Origin of the sequence: Candidatus Pelagibacter communis (assembly GCF_001180225.1) — a bacterium.
Lineage (GTDB): Bacteria > Pseudomonadota > Alphaproteobacteria > Pelagibacterales > Pelagibacteraceae > Pelagibacter > Pelagibacter ubique_D.
The window spans coordinates 138,153-156,884 of the sequence record NZ_CVST01000040.1; the positions used below are offsets into that span (position 1 = coordinate 138,153).

The 18,732-nt window shown below is 28.6% G+C and carries 19 protein-coding genes; 9 read left to right on the plus strand and 10 right to left on the minus strand.

The annotated features are described in order from the left end of the window. Positions 1–103 precede the first annotated feature (103 nt). From groES to typA, 3 genes are all read left to right on the plus strand, one after another. On the plus strand, positions 104–394 hold the full coding sequence (groES, locus tag AMN99_RS03465; RefSeq protein WP_075506443.1) for a co-chaperone GroES: 291 nt from the start codon (positions 104–106) through the stop codon (positions 392–394). Between the two features lie 23 nt (positions 395–417). After that, the gene (groL, locus tag AMN99_RS03470) at positions 418–2,082 is read left to right on the plus strand and encodes a chaperonin GroEL (protein WP_075506444.1); all 1,665 of its coding nucleotides are present in this window, start codon (positions 418–420) and stop codon (positions 2,080–2,082) included. 273 nt (positions 2,083–2,355) lie between these two features. Next, positions 2,356–4,182: a translational GTPase TypA gene (typA, locus tag AMN99_RS03475; RefSeq protein WP_075506445.1), complete on the plus strand. Its 1,827-nt coding sequence runs from the start codon at positions 2,356–2,358 to the stop codon at positions 4,180–4,182. Here the strand turns inward: typA and AMN99_RS03480 are convergent. Then, positions 4,179–4,826 (minus strand): membrane protein YczE, encoded by a 648-nt coding sequence (locus tag AMN99_RS03480; protein ID WP_075506446.1) that lies wholly within the window; start codon positions 4,824–4,826, stop codon positions 4,179–4,181. The two genes, typA and AMN99_RS03480, sit on opposite strands and share 4 nt — an antisense overlap. 44 nt (positions 4,827–4,870) lie before the next feature. Here AMN99_RS03480 and AMN99_RS03485 point away from each other — a divergent pair, with 44 nt between their 5' ends. Next, positions 4,871–5,551, plus strand: a complete 681-nt coding sequence (locus AMN99_RS03485) for a DUF6134 family protein (RefSeq protein WP_075506447.1) — start codon at positions 4,871–4,873, stop codon at positions 5,549–5,551. Between the two features lie 2 nt (positions 5,552–5,553). Here AMN99_RS03485 and AMN99_RS03490 read toward each other — a convergent pair whose 3' ends face one another. The 3 genes from AMN99_RS03490 to tldD are packed head-to-tail and all read right to left on the minus strand — an operon-like array spanning position 5,554 to position 9,254. Continuing rightward, the gene (locus tag AMN99_RS03490) at positions 5,554–6,525 is read right to left on the minus strand and encodes an NAD(P)-binding protein (protein ID WP_075506448.1); all 972 of its coding nucleotides are present in this window, start codon (positions 6,523–6,525) and stop codon (positions 5,554–5,556) included. Beyond that, complete coding sequence (locus AMN99_RS03495) at positions 6,522–7,838, minus strand: TldD/PmbA family protein (protein WP_075506449.1); 1,317 nt, start codon at positions 7,836–7,838, stop codon at positions 6,522–6,524. Before AMN99_RS03495 ends, AMN99_RS03490 begins: the two co-directional genes overlap by 4 nt. 3 nt (positions 7,839–7,841) lie before the next feature. Next, positions 7,842–9,254, minus strand: a complete 1,413-nt coding sequence (gene tldD / locus AMN99_RS03500; RefSeq protein WP_075506450.1) for a metalloprotease TldD — start codon at positions 9,252–9,254, stop codon at positions 7,842–7,844. A gap of 86 nt (positions 9,255–9,340) precedes the next feature. On the opposite strand from tldD, the gene AMN99_RS03505 reads away from it, so the two are divergent. Beyond that, on the plus strand, positions 9,341–9,688 hold the full coding sequence (locus tag AMN99_RS03505) for a DCC1-like thiol-disulfide oxidoreductase family protein (protein ID WP_075506451.1): 348 nt from the start codon (positions 9,341–9,343) through the stop codon (positions 9,686–9,688). Here AMN99_RS03505 and AMN99_RS03510 read toward each other — a convergent pair. The 4 genes from AMN99_RS03510 to AMN99_RS03525 are packed head-to-tail and all read right to left on the minus strand — an operon-like array spanning position 9,685 to position 13,310. After that, positions 9,685–9,978 carry a hypothetical protein gene (locus AMN99_RS03510; protein ID WP_075506452.1) on the minus strand — a complete coding sequence of 98 codons (294 nt, stop codon included), beginning with the start codon at positions 9,976–9,978 and terminating at the stop codon, positions 9,685–9,687. The genes AMN99_RS03505 and AMN99_RS03510 overlap by 4 nt on opposite strands. Positions 9,979–10,008: 30 nt before the next feature. Further along, a complete protein-coding gene (locus AMN99_RS03515) occupies positions 10,009–11,205 on the minus strand; it encodes a hypothetical protein (protein ID WP_075506453.1) in 1,197 nt (398 codons plus the stop codon). A 28-nt stretch (positions 11,206–11,233) separates the two neighbouring features. Then, positions 11,234–12,424, minus strand: coding sequence for an SAM-dependent methyltransferase (locus AMN99_RS03520; RefSeq protein WP_075506454.1), 1,191 nt, complete (start codon positions 12,422–12,424; stop codon positions 11,234–11,236). A 1-nt stretch (position 12,425) separates the two neighbouring features. Beyond that, entirely contained in the window at positions 12,426–13,310 is an 885-nt protein-coding gene (locus AMN99_RS03525; RefSeq protein ID WP_075506455.1) for a dihydrodipicolinate synthase family protein, read from the minus strand. Between the two features lie 36 nt (positions 13,311–13,346). On the opposite strand from AMN99_RS03525, the gene AMN99_RS03530 reads away from it, so the two are divergent. Together AMN99_RS03530 and AMN99_RS03535 are read left to right on the plus strand one after the other, a co-directional pair. Then, positions 13,347–14,282, plus strand: a complete 936-nt coding sequence (locus AMN99_RS03530; protein ID WP_075506456.1) for a GDP-mannose 4,6-dehydratase — start codon at positions 13,347–13,349, stop codon at positions 14,280–14,282. Then, entirely contained in the window at positions 14,279–15,220 is a 942-nt protein-coding gene (locus AMN99_RS03535) for a glycosyltransferase family 9 protein (protein WP_075506457.1), read from the plus strand. The genes AMN99_RS03530 and AMN99_RS03535 overlap by 4 nt, the downstream gene beginning before the upstream one ends. Here the strand turns inward: AMN99_RS03535 and AMN99_RS03540 are convergent. Continuing rightward, a complete protein-coding gene (locus AMN99_RS03540; RefSeq protein ID WP_075506458.1) occupies positions 15,213–15,713 on the minus strand; it encodes a J domain-containing protein in 501 nt (166 codons plus the stop codon). The genes AMN99_RS03535 and AMN99_RS03540 overlap by 8 nt on opposite strands. 16 nt (positions 15,714–15,729) lie before the next feature. On the opposite strand from AMN99_RS03540, the gene AMN99_RS03545 reads away from it, so the two are divergent. Both AMN99_RS03545 and AMN99_RS03550 read left to right on the plus strand, forming a co-directional pair. Further along, on the plus strand, positions 15,730–17,805 hold the full coding sequence (locus AMN99_RS03545; RefSeq protein WP_075506459.1) for a S9 family peptidase: 2,076 nt from the start codon (positions 15,730–15,732) through the stop codon (positions 17,803–17,805). A 101-nt stretch (positions 17,806–17,906) separates the two neighbouring features. Further along, positions 17,907–18,353 (plus strand): Hsp20 family protein, encoded by a 447-nt coding sequence (locus tag AMN99_RS03550; protein WP_075506460.1) that lies wholly within the window; start codon positions 17,907–17,909, stop codon positions 18,351–18,353. A gap of 41 nt (positions 18,354–18,394) precedes the next feature. Here the strand turns inward: AMN99_RS03550 and AMN99_RS03555 are convergent, their stop codons facing one another. Further along, complete coding sequence (locus tag AMN99_RS03555) at positions 18,395–18,700, minus strand: hypothetical protein (RefSeq protein ID WP_075506461.1); 306 nt, start codon at positions 18,698–18,700, stop codon at positions 18,395–18,397. Positions 18,701–18,732 lie beyond the last annotated feature (32 nt).

Genomic DNA, 18,732 nt, shown 5'->3' on the forward strand with positions numbered 1-18,732 from the left:
TATTTTCCTAGCATAATTACTCTGAAAAGATTCTCTAATCTTGAAATAGGCTACGAAATATCTATATGAGGCTCATATTTATATAGAATTATAAAGGAGATTTATGAAGTTTAAACCGTTACATGACAGAGTACTAATCGAAGTTTTAGACAGTAGTGAAAAAACTGCTGGTGGAATAATTATACCAGATACAGCTCAAGAAAAGCCTCAAGAAGGAAAAGTTGTTGCTGTTGGTGGTGGAGCTAAAACAGAAGATGGAAAAACAATTCCAATGGATGTTAAAGTTGGAGACAAAGTTTTATTTGGCAAATGGTCTGGGACTGAAGTCAAAATAGATGGCAAAGAATATAGCATAATGAAAGAGTCTGACATTATGGGTATTTCAAGTAAGTAATTTAATTTAAAGGAGAAAACAAAATGGCAAAAGTTGTTAAATTTGATGCTGAAGCAAGAGCAGCTATGATTAGAGGAGTAAATATCTTAGCTGATACTGTTAAAGTAACTTTGGGTCCTAAAGGAAGAAACGTTGTAATGGATAAATCTTATGGTGCACCTAGAATTACTAAAGATGGTGTTTCTGTTGCTAAAGAAATTGATCTTGAAGATAAGTTTGAAAACATGGGTGCGCAGATGGTTAAAGAAGTTGCTAGCAAAACAAACGATGAAGCTGGTGATGGTACAACAACTGCAACTATTCTTGCACAAGCAATTGTTAGAGAAGGTGTAAAATACGTAACTGCTGGCATGAATCCTATGGATGTTAAAAGAGGAATTGATGCAGCGGTTGAAGTTGTAAAAGAAAACTTAGTAGCATCAGCTAAAAAAGTAAAAGACAGTGATGAAATTGCACAAGTTGGAACTATTTCTGCAAATGGTGATAAAGAAATAGGAACTATGATTGCAAAAGCAATGCAAAAAGTTGGAAACGAAGGTGTTATAACAGTTGAAGAAAATAAAGGAATTGAAACTGAACTAGACGTTGTTGAAGGTATGCAATTCGACAGAGGTTATTTATCACCATACTTTATTACAAACAGTGATAAAATGACTACTGAGTTAGATAATCCTTTCATTCTTTTACATGAAAAAAAATTAACAAATCTACAACCAATGGTTCCTCTTTTAGAAGCTGTTGTTCAAGCAGGTAGACCATTAATGATTATTTCTGAAGATGTTGAAGGTGAAGCTTTAGCAACTTTAGTTGTAAACAAGTTAAGAGGTGGTCTAAAAGTAGTTGCGGTAAAAGCACCTGGTTTTGGTGATAGAAGAAAAGCAATGCTTGAAGATATTGCTATCTTAACTGGAGGTCAGGTTATTTCTGAAGATTTAGGAATTAAACTTGAGAATGTTAAACTTGATGACCTAGGTTCATGTAAGAAAGTTAAAGTAGATAAAGATAACAGCACCATTGTTAATGGAAGTGGTAAAAAATCTGATATCGAAGGAAGATGTGCTTCAATTAAACAACAAATTGACGAAACAACTTCTGACTATGACAGAGAGAAACTTCAAGAAAGACTTGCAAAACTAGCTGGCGGAGTTGCTGTAATCAAAGTTGGTGGTGCAACTGAAGTTGAAGTTAAAGAAAGAAAAGATAGAGTTGAAGATGCTTTGAACGCAACAAGAGCCGCAGTTGAAGAAGGTATTGTAACTGGCGGTGGTTGTGCATTACTTTACGCTGCTCAAGACCTTAATAAGGTTAAAGCAAAAGGTGACGATCAAAAAGCTGGTGTAGAGCTTGTTAGAAAAGCACTTGAAGCTCCAATCAGACAAATTACAAAAAACGCTGGTGTAGACGGTTCAGTAGTTGTTGGTAAATTGTTAGAGCAAAATAAAAAAACACATGGATATGATGCACAAAGTGAAGAATATTGCGATATGTTTGCTAAAGGTATTATAGATCCTGTTAAAGTTGTAAGAACTGCTCTACAAGATGCTGCTTCAATATCTGGATTATTAGTAACTACAGAAGCGATGATTGCTGACAAACCTGAAGAAAAAGATGCTGCTGGTGGTGGAATGCCTGGTGGTATGCCTGGTGGTATGGGCGGCATGGGAGGAATGGGTGGAATGGGAATGTAATCCCACTACTCTAAAACTAAAATTTAAAAGGCCATCATATGATGGCCTTTTTTTTTAGGTAAATATTGATTATGTCTAAAAGATACAGTGGAAAGTCATTTAAAGATTCGAGTGTAAAAAAAAAACCCAAATTAAGTTTTAAAGAAAAAAGGAAACTTAAAAAAGATAAACAAAAAAAGCCTAATTAATCACAAGTTATTTAAATTAATCAAGCCAGTCATGAGTTTTTTTAAGTTTTAATATCAAATTAAATATGTATAAGAGCCACAATTTATGAGCAACAATATAAGAAACATCACAATCATAGCCCATGTCGACCATGGCAAAACTACTTTGATTGATAATTTAATGAAACAAAGTGGATCATTTAGAGAAAATGAAGTTGTTGATGAAAGATTAATGGACTCTGGGGAACTAGAAAAAGAAAGAGGAATTACAATTCTTGCAAAACCTGCATCTATTAACTGGAATGATTCAAGAATAAATATTATCGATACGCCTGGCCACAGAGATTTTGCAGCAGAAGTTGAAAGAGTTTTGAGTATGGCTGACGGAGCTCTTTTATTAATCGACTCTGCAGAAGGAGTAATGCCTCAAACAAAATTTGTTTTATCGAAAGCATTAAAACAAGGTTTGAAACCAATTGTAGTGATCAATAAATTAGATAAAGCGGATCAAAGGGCTAATGAGGTTTTAGATGAAACTTTTGATTTATTTGTAAGTTTAGATGCAAATGAAGAACAATTAGATTTTCCTGTTTTATATGCAAGTGGAAGATCTGGATGGGCTGATCATGAGGTAGATGGACCAAGAGAAAATTTAAATCCTTTATTAGACTTAATTGTGGAGCACGTTAAACCGGCTGAATTAGATAAAACCAAACCTTTTGCAATGTTATCTACATTGCTTTATTCAGACAGTTTTTTAGGTAGAAGTCTTGTGGGTAGAATTACACAAGGTACAGCAAGAGCAAATCAACCAATCAAAGCTATTAATTTAAATGGTGAAAAAGTTGATGAAGGAAAATTAACAAAGATTTTTAGATATGAAGGAACTAAAAAAGTTCCAATTGATGTTGGAGAAGCAGGAGATATTGTCGTTGTAGCTGGATTAGAAAAGGCAAATGTTGCTGATACAATCTGTAATTTGGAAGTTAATGATCCTATACCAGCAACTCCGATTGATCCTCCTACAATGTCGATTACAATAACTGTTAATACTTCTCCATTAGCAGGAACAGAGGGTAAAAAACTTACAAGTACACAAATTAGAGAAAGATTAGTTCAAGAAGCACAAAACAATGTTGGAATTACTTTTTCAGAAAATGATGGAAAAGACTCATTCGTTGTAAGTGGACGAGGTGAATTAATGTTGGAAATACTTCTTACTCAAATGAGAAGAGAAGGTTTTGAAATGACAGTGAGTCCACCAAAAGTTTTGTTTAAGACTGATGAGCAAGGAAACAAACTTGAACCAATTGAAGAAATTACTATGGATTTAGATGAAGAACACTCTTCAAAAGTAATCGACTCAATGAATAGAAGAAAAGGTAAGTTAATTGAACTAAAAGATACCGGTACAAATAAGAAAAGATTGATATTTCATGCACCTACGAGAGGTTTGATGGGATACACAAGTAGATTTCTAACTCTTACTAAAGGGGAAGGTGTAATTAATAGAATATTCCACGACTACGGACCTTTCGAAGGTGAAATGGAAGGTAGAAGAAATGGTGCATTGATTGCTATGGAACAAGGTAAAGCAGTAGCTTTTGCAATCTTTAACCTTCAAGCAAGAGGAGAAATGTTTGTCACTCATAATGATCCTGTTTATCCAGGTATGATTGTTGGATTATCACCAAAACCAGGAGACATGATTATAAATGTCATGAAAGGAAAAAAATTAACAAACATGAGAACACAAGGAACTGACGAAAACGTAGTTCTTACTCCTGTTAGAAAAATGTCAATAGCTGAACAACTAAGTATGCTTAACAGTGATGAAGCATTAGAGATTACTCCTGAGTCTTGTAGATTGAGAAAAGCAATTCTTGATCCTCATGAAAGAAAAAAAAGTGAGAAAACTAGCGCAGCTGCTTAGTTAAATATTTTTCCAACTAAAAATAGTCCTAAAGCTACACAAGGGCCAATTCCAAAAGCAAATATAAGTGTGCCCACTCCAACGGTCCCACCTAAATACCAACCAATAATTACAACAGTAATTTCTAAAAAAGCTCTTACCAAGGCTATAGGTAAATTTGTTGTTTTTGTTAGTCCTGTCATTAAACCATCTCGTGGACCTGGACCAAGGTTAGCTACTAAATAAATACCACTACCAAGTCCTACTAAAATTACTGAAAGAACTGCTAATAAATATTTTGTAAAAAGAGATGAAGGCGGTTGAAAATAATTTAGAGTGAAATCAATCATAGCAGCAATCACGATGATATTAAATATTGTTCCAAGGCCTGGTTTTTGTTTTAAAAAAATCCATAAAAAAAGTACTCCTACACTTACAAAAAAAGTTGCTGCTCCAATGGATAAACTGGAGTTAAGTGAAATTCCTTCAGCTAATACTGACCAGGGTGAGTTTCCAGTTGTTGATAAAATTAACAAACCTTCTCCTAAACCAAAAATTGTTAATCCAAAAATTAAGAAAAATGACGTTGAAAATTTTGGTCTGAAATTCAAACTTTCATTTGAGCTCCAATTTACTTTCGGAATATTTTTTATAGATAGGAACATTAAATACTGATACTCTTAAATTTCTTTTTATTTATATTGTTATCATGAAAAAATTTTATTTTATTCTTATATTATTTTTAATTACTTTTAACTCAAACGCGCATGTTGGTCATTATAATAACTTTAAAAAAATTGAACTTGAAATATTAAGAAATAATGAAGTTATAGGATACAACAATTACTCTTTTTCTAGGAAAGACAATCAAACAACTGTAAATAATGAATATAAATTTACGGTAAAACTACTTGGAGCAACTATTTTTGAAGTAGAAGGTTTTGGAGAAGAAAAATATTTAGGAGATAATTTAATTTCCTTTAAATCTAAAACACGTCAGAATAAAAAAGAAAAATTTGTAAATTTAATATTAAATAATCAAACTAATAAATTTGATATTCAAGGTTCTTCTTTTTCTGGTGAAGCTTCTTTGAAAAGTACAATTGGAAATTGGTGGAGCCATAAATTATTACAGGCAGAAAGCCAAATTAGTCCTATTTCTGGAAGTATAAAAGAACAACTAGTTACATTTATCGGTAAGGAAAAAATCACTATCAATGGAAAAGAATTTAATACTGATCATTTTAAACTCACTTCAAAAGACATGACACTTCCAGAAGACAAAAGATTAAATTTTGATATATGGCTTGATAAAAAAACTTCAGTGATAGTTAAAGTTACCTATGAAAGAATGGGAAGTTGGGAGTATAGAATTAAAAATATTGAGTAATTTTATCTCTTTATTTTCCTAAAAAGGTCATTAGCACTTATCCATCCCGCTTCTAATCTGGGTCCAACAAACCAATCAGCACAAACTCCTAAATTAATTTTTGAATTCCAATAACTTTTAATTTTTAAAGGTTTTGAATTTGATGAATACATCCATCCATGATTTAAAGAAAAAAGGATGTTGGTTTTTTTAATACCAGTCAGATCAAAAAATTTGTTAATTAATATTTTTGAATTTAAATCTTTATTTTCTTTATTTTTTAAAATTTTTTTATTTGCCCATATTGCTGTACTTTGAAGTGTCCAAAATTCATAAATACTTTTAAATCTTAACTTACTATTTTCTCTAGCAGCCCAACCTAAAATTTGATCATCAAACAAAAAACTACTTATATTTTTTTTTGTTTTTTTCATTTTTATCATGACAGTAATATTTGCATCCATTTTTAATTTTTTTTTAATAAAAGAATGATTAATAAATTTTTTTGCTAATTTAAGTAATTGAGGATGTGGGCAAGTTAAAATTAGATTATCATAAAATTTATTATCACCATCAGCAAAGGTAAGTTTCCATTTGTTTTTATTATAATCAATTTTTTTTAATTCTTTTTGAAAATTACAATTAATTTTTTTTAATAAATACTTACTAATATCGTTATTACCTTTTCTGCCAATTATTTTTTGATGATTTTTATTTTCTTTAATTTTTTTATTTTGAAAAATATGCTGGCCCTTCCAATTTTTTAATATTTTTTTTTCTATGAGTTTTGTTGTGAATTTTTTAAACTCACTAGTCTTAGGGGAAATATATTGAACGCCATGATCAAAGCCTATTTTTTTATCTAACCTTTTAAATGACGATCTCCCACCAGGACCTCTTGCTTTGTCATAGAGGTCTACAGAGTGTTTTTTATTTAATAGATTTGAAATTGTAGCACCAGATATTCCAGATCCAATTACACAGTAAGTGCTCATTTACCTGCAACTGTCATTCCTTCTATCATCATAGTTGGTGAGTTAATGGAATATTCAAAATCTAAATCACTGGCTAAAGTTATATTTTTAAACATATCTTTGAAATTTCCTGCAATTGTTATCTCATTTACTGGAAATTTAAATTCGCCATTTTCAATTAGGAAGCCTGTTGCACCCACTGAATAATCTCCTGTAACTAAATTACTTCCATGGCCTATTGTTTCGGTTACATAAATATGTTTTGAATTACTTTTTAATAAATCTTCAAAACTAATATTTCCATTATCGAAATATAAATTTGTTGTACCACCAGATCGTCCATTTGATTTTAAGTTAAGTTTTTTTCCATTGTAAGTATCGACTAAATAATTTTTTAAAACACCATTTTGTACAAGATTTAAAGTATCTGATTTTACTCCCTCTGAATCAAAAATTTGGGACCCAACACCTTTGTTTATATCGGGTTTATCAATAACATTTATTGTTTCTGTAAATATTTGTTCATTGATTTTGTCCTTAAGAAAAGATGTTCCTCTAGAAATCGCAGATGAAGATATGGCCCCTGCAAAAGCTCCCAACATCCCTTTTGCAATTCTTTTATCGAATATAATGCTTATTTTTTCACTTCCAATTTTATTTGGGCTTAATTTTTTTATAGTTTGTTCAGAAGCTTTTTGACCAAGTTCTTTTGCGCCCTTAATGTCAGATAAATGACGTTTGCTTGTAAATTCATAGTCTCTTTCCATACTATTTTCATCTTTAGCAACAGTAACACAAGATGCACTAAATGAAGATGATTTGTATCCATCACAAAATCCATCACTATTTGCTAAAATAAAGTTAGATTTATTTTCAGTAAAACTAGACTCTGTATTTATGATTTTTTCTTCTGAAGATGCAACGCTCTCAAGTTCTTTTAAATACTCAATTTTTTTTTCATTATCAAAGTGTGTTTCATCATATAAATTTAAATTTTTAATTTCTTTAGCCAAAAGATCTTTATCTGGTAAAGAATTAAATTCATCTTCAGGGGTATTTTTAGTTGTTTCAAAACATTTTTCTATTAGGGTTTTAATGTTATCATCTAATAAGTTTGATGAAGAAATTGAAGATCTTTTTTTTCCCAAATAAGTCTCTATACTTATTGCTAATCCATCTGATCTATTAGACTCGTCTAAAGTATTATTTCTAAAATTTACAGTTTCAGAAATTGAATGACCTACTGTTACACTTGATCCGGTTGCACCTAATTTTTTAGCTAAATCTAAGCAAAATGATGCTTTTGATCTTAAATATTCTTGATCCTTAACCATAATTTAAAGTTTTGTTCCACCAACTGTCATTTTATCGATTAGAATTGAAGGTTGGGCAACTCCAACAGGTACACCTTGTCCAGCTTTACCACAAGTTCCTATACCAGGATCTAACATCATATCGTTTCCAACCATAGAAACTTCTTTTAAAATTGAAGGACCATCTCCTATTAATGTCGCTCCCTTTATCGGTGAACCAATCTTTCCGTTATTAATTTCATATGCCTCAGTACAATTAAATACAAATTTTCCAGATGTAATGTCAACTTGTCCTCCTCCAAAACTTACTGCAAAAATTCCTTTATCTACTGATTTGATCATTTCTTCTTGAGTTTGGTTTCCACTCAACATCATTGTATTTCTCATTCTTGGCAAAACAACATGTCTATAATTTTCTCTTCTTCCTGAACCAGTCGATTTGGTATTCATCAATCTAGCATTTAATCTATCTTGCATAAAATTCTTTAATATCCCATTTTCAATCAATACTGTTTTTTCTGTTGGTGTACCTTCATCATCAATACTTAAGCTACCTCTTCTATTATCAATTGTTCCATCATCAACAATCGTAACTCCCTCACTGGCAACCTTTTGGCCCATAAGATCATGAAATGCAGAAGTTTTTTTTCTATTAAAGTCTCCCTCTAAACCATGTCCAATAGCTTCATGTATTAAAATTGCTGGCCATCCAGGTCCTAAAACAACTTTCATTTCTCCTGCTGGAGCAGGTTTACTTTCTAAATTTACTGACGCAATTCTAAATGCTTCTTCACATACAGTTTTCCAATTGTCATTTTTTAGATATTCATCATAAGATTGTCTTCCACCTATTCCATAAACGCCAGTTTCTTTTCTTCCATTTTTTTCTAACATCACAGATACATTAAATCTAATTAGTGGTCGGACATCAGTTAATACCTCACCACCTGATCTTATAATCTCAATAGATTTTTGTTCACCTGCAAAACTCGTAGTAACTTGTTTTACAGATTGATCTTTTTTTCTTAGATACTCATTTACTTTATTTAATACTTCTAATTTCGAATTTAATGTTTTTTGCTCTATGGGATTAATATCTTGATAAAATTTTTTATTAGATCTTGAAATATCTTGATTATAAGTACCTTTCATAGATTTCAGTGTAGATTTTAAATTTTCAGAAGATTTTTTTAATGAATCTTTTGATATTTCATTAGAGTGAGAATATGCAACAACCTCTCCTGTAATTGCTCTAAATCCAAAACCTAAATCTGAACTATAGCTTGAGCTTTTAATTTTATTATCATCTAATAAAATAGATTCGGATTTAGTGTCCTCCAAATATAGCTCACCATCATCACAATTTTGTAATGTATCAGATACTATTGCATCAGCATCTTTTCTTGTTAAATCAGATTTGTCAAAAAAATTACTCACTCATTTTAGATAGTGCTTTATTATTAATTTTCAACTAATCATTTGGCGCATTTACATGCTTAATTTTAAAGTTAATATAATTTTCTATGAAAGTTTATTTTAATAACTCTTGCAAAATTTGCAGATCAGAAATCAATATGTATAAAAAAGAAAATATTGAAGATATTGATTGGATAGATATTACAAATAACAAAGAAGCAGAAAAAGAAACTTCGAAAAATGACAAAGAACTTTTAAGAAGATTGCACATTAAAGAAAACGATCAAGTAATTGAAGGTGCAGAAGCTTTTCTTTATGTATGGAAGAGAATACCAAAATATAAATTCTTATATAGTTTTTTCAAACTTCCTATTATCTTTACAATTTTTAAATATGGATATGAAATAGTTGCTTATTTCTTATATTTAAAAAATAAAAAACAATTAAAAAATTAGTTAAGAAAAAATATCAAAATTTGACTTAATAAAGACATTGAAAGAATAAACATAATTAAAACTACTGAATACATAAGGGTAATAATTTTATTTCTCTTTCTTCTTAATCTTACAAAATTCTTGTCATCTAAATCGGATATGTCTCTTTCTCCATCAACTTCATAATCATAACTCCATCTCCAGGTTGATTGTCCTAACCTTTCGTCCTGACTATTAAAGTATCTGATCCAAGCAAGTATATAACTTAAGAACACATACAAAATTACCATTGCAATTATTCCATAAAGCATAACTAATAATACTTAAATTAAATGTAATAATTAATTGTTATTTTTCGCTCTTTTTCTTGCAATTAGTTGAGTTAAGGAGTCCACCATAGTGTCTGAAGCCTTAAATATTTCATTATTTTTAAATTCGTGAGAGATATTTTTCTCAGGATTAGTTTTATCTTCAATCACTATACCTTCATCAGGAGAATTATTTTTAATATAAATTAATAATAACCACTCTTCATCAGGAGCCTCATCCCACTTAACAAATATCTCACCTGTTTCAAATCTTCTATCTATACATCGAAAAATAGACATGTGTCTTGTGATATGCCTTTTATTTAATTGGAAAACTAAACTGCTAGCACTTCTATAAAAGCTCTCAAGAGCAAACTCAATTTTTTGCCTTGCTAAAGTATACTCTTTTTCTTTCCTTAGTAATGTTTCCCTATCTTCATCACCTTGAATTTTAACTCCTAAAGCTTCTACTCTTTCTCTTATTTTTTGATCTCTGATTATTCGATATTTCTCTTTTAACTTCTCAATTCTCTGTTGAAGTCCTGCATAATCTTCTCTTTTTTCTTTTAATGATATTTTTTCTAATTTTTCTAATTCTTTAACTTCCCTTACTCTAAATTTTTCAATTTGTTTTTCTAATTTTAATTGTTGTAAAAATTTCTTCTGTTTTTCAGCTTGTTCAATTCTTAATAATGCCTGCTCTTTTCTTAGGAATAACTTAATTTCTTTTTTTCTTTGTTTTTCTAATCTAATTTCTTCTTTTAATACTTGTTCATTTAGTTTTAACTTTAATTCTTGTTCTTTTTGCTTCTCTAGCTGTATGGCTAATTTTTCCTGTCTTTCTTGTTCCTGTTTTTCAAGTTTTATTCTTCTCTGCTCTTCTTTTTTAAGATCCTTATAATTACTGATTGTTTCAGAAATTTTATCAAAAAATGCTTGAATATATTTTTCTATATTAATATTTATTTTAAATTTGAATTCAGGTTTAAGTGAATTTTGAAAATTAATTATTTTTAATAAAAAACTTTTTTTTTTAGTTTTTCTAATAACTATTTTTTTTGTTTTAACTCTTAAATTATTTTTTTTTTTGGTTTTTCTTTTATTACTTTTGTTAATCTTAGATTTTGTTTTTTTAACTTTAGAAATTTTTTTAGATTTTTTAGATTTTAGCTGAGATTTTTTCTTACTTTTTTTAACAGATTTACTTTGTTTTTTTTTTATTTTTTTCATTTAAAGGAATTTATTATTTATCAATAAATTATTGATAAATATAGTCTCTTGTAACAGGTGTTGAAGTATAGTTTTTCGTAAGTTGAAATTGATATACAACTTGGTCTCCCCATTTAAAAGCCATTTCACAACCTGCTAAATAAAATTCCCACATTCTAAAAAAACGCTCATCGAACATATTAATAATTTTATCTTTATTCTTTAGGCAATTTTCTTTCCAATTTCTTAATGTGTGAGAATAATGCATTCTTAATACCTCAATATCAGCAACAATTAAGCCTGCTTTTTCGATTGGAGTAGTTACTTCACTTAAACTTGGTGTATATCCACCTGGAAATATGTATTTTGTAATCCATGGATGAGGATCTCTTGGAGGATTTACTGATCCAATGGTATGAATTAACGAAACTCCATCATCTTTAAGAAGTTTTTCAACTTGTGAGAAAAACTTTTTGTAAAATTTTCTTCCCACATGTTCAAACATTCCAACACTTACAATTCTATCAAATTTTTCATCCAGCTCCCTATAATCCATCAACTTAAATGTTAATTGATTTTCTAAATTCAGTTCTTTAGCTTTTTGTTTGCAATATTTAAATTGATTCTCTGATAAAGTGATTCCAGTTACTTCACAATTTGCTGATTTAGCTATATCAACAGCTAAAGATCCCCACCCACATCCAATATCTAATACTTTTTGATTTGGCTTTATATTTAATTTTTTAATTATATGCTGAATTTTATTATTTTGAGCAGTCTCTAGAGTATCATTTTCATTTTTGAAATAAGCACAAGAATATTGTCTTTTAGGATCTAAAAATAAATCATAAAGGTCATCTTTGATATCATAATGATGTGAAACATTCATTTTAGATTTTTTGATAAAATTAAAATTTGTTAGATATCTGTATGATCCTCTCAATCTATTAATTAAGTAACTAAAAAAATTTAAATCTCCTCTGCCAAAATTCATCAAAGACAAATCTAAAAAGTCTGTAAGACTACCGTTCTCAATAACTATTTCTCCATCTGTATAAGCTTCTCCAAAATATAGATCAGGATGAAATAAAAGTTTATAATGAAGTTTTTTATTTAATATTTTAACTTTTATAGGATTTTCATTCTCGGGATTTCCAATTATATAACTTTTAGAATTTGCATCAACTAGGATAAAACCATCTTTCTTAAAAACACTATTTAAGAACCTTGCTAATTGCATATTAAGCTGCCATAGATGATTTAAACGAAAAATCTAATTTCTCTAATTTATTTAAAAGATCAAATTCTTCCTCTTTATTAAGAATTCTCAAAGGAGGAAGCAAATTTTCATAAATACTATCTTTATGCTTAAAAAAAGTATGTAAACCAGAAATTAAATTATATTTTTCAAATGTCCCTCTTACATCACATAAATTGGTATTAACTTCCTGTTCTTTTCCATCATTAAAATCATCATATACTTTTCTAGCAAGTTTAGATGTTGCGTTACATGTTGCTGTGATTATTCCCGAACAACCTAATCCTAGTCCTTTTAATAATTTTGTTTCTGAGCCTGGCATTACAGAAAAATTATCTATCTTTAAATTTTCAAAAAGATTATACGAACTGTCCTTAACACCAACTATTTGATCTGGAAAATTTTTGGCTAGTTTTTCAACACATTCCACACTGAATTTATATCCACAAAGTTTTTCAAAATTATATAATACAATCTTAGCATTTGGAATTGACTCTACAATTCTGGAGTAAAAATTAAAAACATCTTCATCGCTATATTTATAAAATGCAGGTGGCATAATTAAAAATTTTTCTAAATCCAATGATGTTGCAACTTTCATTAAATTTATTATTTCTCCTAAAGAATTTAACCCTGTACCAATAATAAAATTATCTTTGTATTTATTAGTTGATATTTTGTTTAGAAGTTTAATTTTTTCAGCAACTGGTATCAGCTGAGCTTGTCCTGTACTTCCAAAAATTGCAGCCCCATGGCAACCATTTTCTATCACCATCTCAGAATGCTCAATTGTTTTGTCAATGTTTAATGTTAAATCGTCATTTAACACAGACATTGATGCAGCATAAATACCTTTTAATAAACTCATATATTTTTTAAAAGAATATAATAATTCAAAAAAAAAATGAATAAAAAAGTAAACTTAATTATTGGATCAGGTGTATTAGGGGCATATCTTTCTGCAGAGCTTTTAAAGAAAAATGAAAAAATAATTGTAACCTCAAGAAAGTTGAATAAAAAATTTACTAATTATGAATATCTGAAAATACAAAAAAAAGTTAATTTTGAAAAACTAAATACAAATAATAAAAAACAAATTAATCATATTTTAAATAAATATAATCCTAAAAAAATTTTTTATTTTAGTGGGCAAAGCTCAATTCCAAAAAGTATCAAATTAAAAAAAGCAACTTTTTCATCTCATTATGTTGGGACTAAAAATTTCTTAGATATTTTAAAAAAAGAAAAGTCAGAAACAAAATTTTTTAAAGCAAACTCTGGGTATATATTTTCACCAAAAAAAGGGTTGGTAAATCTAAATTGCAAATACTCAACAAACAAAAATCCATATATCCAAACGCAGAAAGAAGTATTCAAGTTAATGAAAAAATACAGAAAATATAAGTTAAATTTATTTAACTTAGTATTTATGCAGATTGAATCCCCTTTAAGACCTGATGATTTTTTTATCAAAAAAATTTGCTTAGCCGCAAAAAATAAAAAAAAAGTAGAAGTTGGAAATATAAATACATTTAGAGATTACTCATGGATAACAGAAGTTGTAAAATTAATATTAAAAGTATCAAATCTTGGAAGTAAGGATTTGATTATTTCACCAGGTAAAAAATTATCTGGGAAAGAAATAATAAAAACAGCTTATTATTTAAACAAACTTGATTATAAAAAATACTTCTCAATAAATAAAAAATATTTCAGAAAACAAGAAAACAAATTATTAGCTAGTGATAGCAAAAACTCTTTATTTCTAAAAAAAGCATACAATTTTAAATTTAATATTGTTGGGAAAAAACTTATTAAAAAAATGTATAACTCACTATGAATACAGGAATATATTTAAGCTATTCTGGACTGGGTGCAAATTTATTACATCTTGCATACTGCCATGAAGTAGCAAAAAAGCACGGGCCAGTTACAATTATTACACTTTGTAAAAATTTAAAAGAAGCTTTAGCTGACGATCCATTAATTGAAAATGTATTTTACTTAGATAAATTTACTAAAAAATTTTTTGACATATTTAAACTTAGTAAAATTTTAAAAAAATTTAATTTTGAAAATTTATTAATTTTTTACCCAAGTTTAAGAATATATCTTGCAGCAAAAATTTCAGGTATAAAAAATGTTTATTCTTATAAATTTTATGAAAAAAAAAATTTACATTTGATTAGGTCAGCTAAATCATTTACCGAAAAAACACTAAATATCAAAAATTCTCCAACAGAAACAAAATTTTACATTAAAAAAGAAAGATTAGAGAAAATCAAATCTGAAATTAAAAATGATTATTTTAAAATAGTGCTTGGTGTGGGATCTTCTGGACCAACAACAAGATGGGGTTCAAAAAATTTTTCTAATTTAGTAAACAGTTTAAATAAAACAGGGAAATATTTTTTTCTAATTCTATGCGGTCCAAATGAAAAAGAAATTGAATATGAAATTACTTCGAATTTAGAAAATGATAATTTTATGACATTAAGTGATAAAAAAATTTATGATGTTTTACCTTATTTATGTGCTTCAGACATGTATGTAGGTAACGACTCTTTTGGTTCTCATGTAATTTCTCAATCAGGTAAAAAAAGTATTGTATTTTTATTAGATGCTCCAAAAGCTTACACAGATTATAGTAAAAACTATTTTAGATTAGTACCTCATGGATACAATATTGAGAATATAACACATGGTACAAACGCAGATCCAAACCTTATTTCTGTAGAAAGAGTAATCGAAACAATAAATAAATTAAAAATTAGCTGATATCATTAAGAACAATTTCTTTAGCTTCATTTACTAAAGTAGATAACCTAGAAGTCTCAGGAGAAATATCTGGATGAATTTTTTTTTGTATTTTTATGTATGCCTTATTTACATCCTCTTTAGTTAAATTTTTAGAGGGATTTAAATTAAGTATACGATAAGCTTCTTCAGTAGACATTGTGTTTAAATTTGATGCAGCGTTATTAAATGAAAATCTGCCTGAATTTCTTAATGTTTGTATTAATCTGTACAATGAAATTAATTGAAAAATAGACATACCTTTCAATTTTAAAAGAGCAAGACTCGCGAGAGTAAGAGGTAAAGTAAGTAAAAATTTACCTCCGATTGCAAACAAAACTGCAAAGATAATTAAAACTATAAATAAGAATACTCTTAAACCTTTTGATATTTTTTTTGACGCAACTTGAGTAAAAAGCCTTAATAAAAAATATAAACCAACTACAATTAATAATGTATAAATTATAAAATTCATATATTTCCAGTTAAAAATGAAAGTACCATATCTAAAAAAAAAACCAGAGCTAAAATCTTGTCACAATATAGAGTGGGTAGATAACTATAGCTGGATACATCAAGAAAATATTTTAGAAGTCTTGCAAGACAAAACTAAGCTTCTTCCAGAAGTAAAAGAATATTTAGAAAATGAAAATGAATATACTGATTATCATCTAAAAAATACTAAAAATGCTCAAAAAATATTATTTGATGAAATTAAAGGTAGAATAAAATTAGATGATGAAAGCTTACCTTTTAAAGATCATTCATATGAATATTGGACAAAAACTACTGCCAAAGGAAATTACTCTATAAAATTAAGAAAAAAAATTGGTTCGTCAGAAATTGAAGAAATTTGGAATGGAGATAAAGAAAAAGAAAAATTAAATGTGGAATATTTTGGAGTTGGAGATTTAGAGGTTAGTAATAATGATCAATATCTTGGGTACTCACTAGATACCAAAGGTTCTGAGTATTATACAATTTATGTAAGAAATATTAAAAATAATAAAATAATTTCAAAAGAAATCAAAGAAACCTCGGGAAGTATAATTTTTAGCTTGGATGATAAGTATCTTTTTTATTCAAAGTTAGATGAAAATCATAGAGCTAGAAAAATTTATAGACATAAAATTGGAAATTTTGAAAGTGAAGATGAACTAATCTTTGAGGAAAAAAGTGAAGCTTTCACTGTTAGTATTGGATTAAGTTCTGATGAAAAATATTATTTCATAAACACTTCTGATCATAATACTTCAGAGCAATATTACTTTCACGTAAATGAAGTAAAACCAAATCCAAAATTAATAATTAAACGAGAAAAGGGAATTCTTTACTCTGTAAATTCATGGAATGGAAAATTTTATAATCATACAAATAAAGATGCAGAGGATTTTAAAATAGATATTTCAGAAACATTAGAAAATCAGAATTGGGAGACATTTATTCCTGCAAAAAAAGAAGTGCTAATTGGTGGACTTTCTTTTTTAAATAAATGGATAATTAGATCCGAAACATCAGATGCTTTGGACAAATTATTTGTTATTGATACTTCAACAAATAATGAAGAAGAACTAATTTTTTCTGACGAAAAAGTGTGTGTTCCTGGTGTTTCATTAACTCAAAGAAATAGAGATACAGATGAGGTTTATGTTTCATACTCTTCACCTAAAACACCCTCAAGAGTTTACAAATACAATTTAAAAACTAAATCTAAAATACTTGTAAAAGAACAAGAAATACCATCAGGCCATAATACAGATGATTATATAGTTGAGAGAATAGAGTTTAAATCTCATGATGGAAGAATGGTTCCACTTACGATTACAAGACATAAAAGTACAAAAATAGACGGAACAGCAAATTTGTTACTATACGGATACGGATCGTATGGTAGTTCGATGAGTCCAAGTTTTTCCTCAACAAGACTGAGCTTAATAAATAGAAATATTATTTGGGCTACTGCACACATTAGAGGTGGAATGGAAAAAGGAATGAAATGGTGGAAAGAAGGAAAGTTAACAAATAAAAAAAATACGTTTGAAGATTATATTTATGCTGCAAAATATTTGATAGAAAACAACTATACCTCAAAAGGAAAAATAATTGGAATGGGTGGATCTGCAGGTGGCTTGTTAATGGGTGCAGTTGTAAATAAAGCTCCTGAATTATTTTTAGGTATAATTATGGCTGTTCCTTTTGTGGACTCATTAACAACAAATCTTGATCACTCTTTGCCACTTACAGTTGGTGAATTTGATGAATTTGGAAATGCAAAAGATAACAAGGAGCACTTCGATTATATATATTCATATGCTCCATATAATAATATAAAAAAAATGGATTACCCTCATATGCTAATAACCACTAGTTTAAGTGATAACAGGGTTTTGTTTGATGAACCTGCAAAATTTACAGCTAAACTTAGAGACTATAAAACTGATAATAATTTGTTGCTCCTTAAAACAGAAATGAATGCGGGTCATGGAGGTAAATCTGGTAGAGATGGGGCAATAGAAGAAATTGCACTCGACTACGCATTTGCATTAAAAATTTCAGAAAAAATTTAATTTCTCATATATTGAAATTTTTTTAATCATACCTAAATATACAATGTAAGTCGCCTAATGGGGCTTACCTAAAATAAACTTGCTTAAAAAAGGAGGATATTATGACAAGTAAGGATCTATCTATATTTAACTCACTAAGACCTTTTTCAATTGGCTTTGACGATATGTTTGAGCAATTCGAAAGTATGTTGGGTAATGGAGGTTTGACAATGCAATCAAACTATCCCCCATACAACATCAGAAAAACTGGTAAGGATAATTATGCAATTGAAGTTGCATTAGCTGGTTTTAATAAAAATGACGTTGAGGTTGAGTTTGAAGATAATTTATTAACGGTAAGAACAAAACAAGTTAATAAATCTGAAAACAATGAAGTTAATGGAGAAATAATTCATAAAGGTATTTCTCAAAGACAATTTGCAAGATCATTCACTATTGCTGATGATGTTAAAGTTAATGGTGCTGAACTTAAAGATGGTCTTTTAACAATATCTTGTGAAAGAATTATCCCAGAACACAAAAAGAAAAAACTTATAGAAATTAAATAAGTTTACCCTTACTTGCGAGGATTTATCCTCGCAGGTAAAACCTAAAAACATCCATTAGAAGCAAACCCAATTACTATCTTATCTGGATTAATCTCAAATCTTCTCTCACATGGAAATCCATACTTCTTGGTATTGTAAACAAAAATAAAATTACCTTTTTCATTTTCAAAATCTTCATCAGGTTTTCCAAGTTCCATTTGTAATTTACTTGCTGATTGACCAATAAATTCACTCAACTTTTTGTTTTCATTTTCTATAGCAGCATCAGTTTTTTGCTTTACTGTTTGACACCCTGAAACAAATAAAAAGATAAAAAACGTAATAAATAAAATTCGCAAATTTTTCATATAACAACACTATCATTACAAATATGGCATAA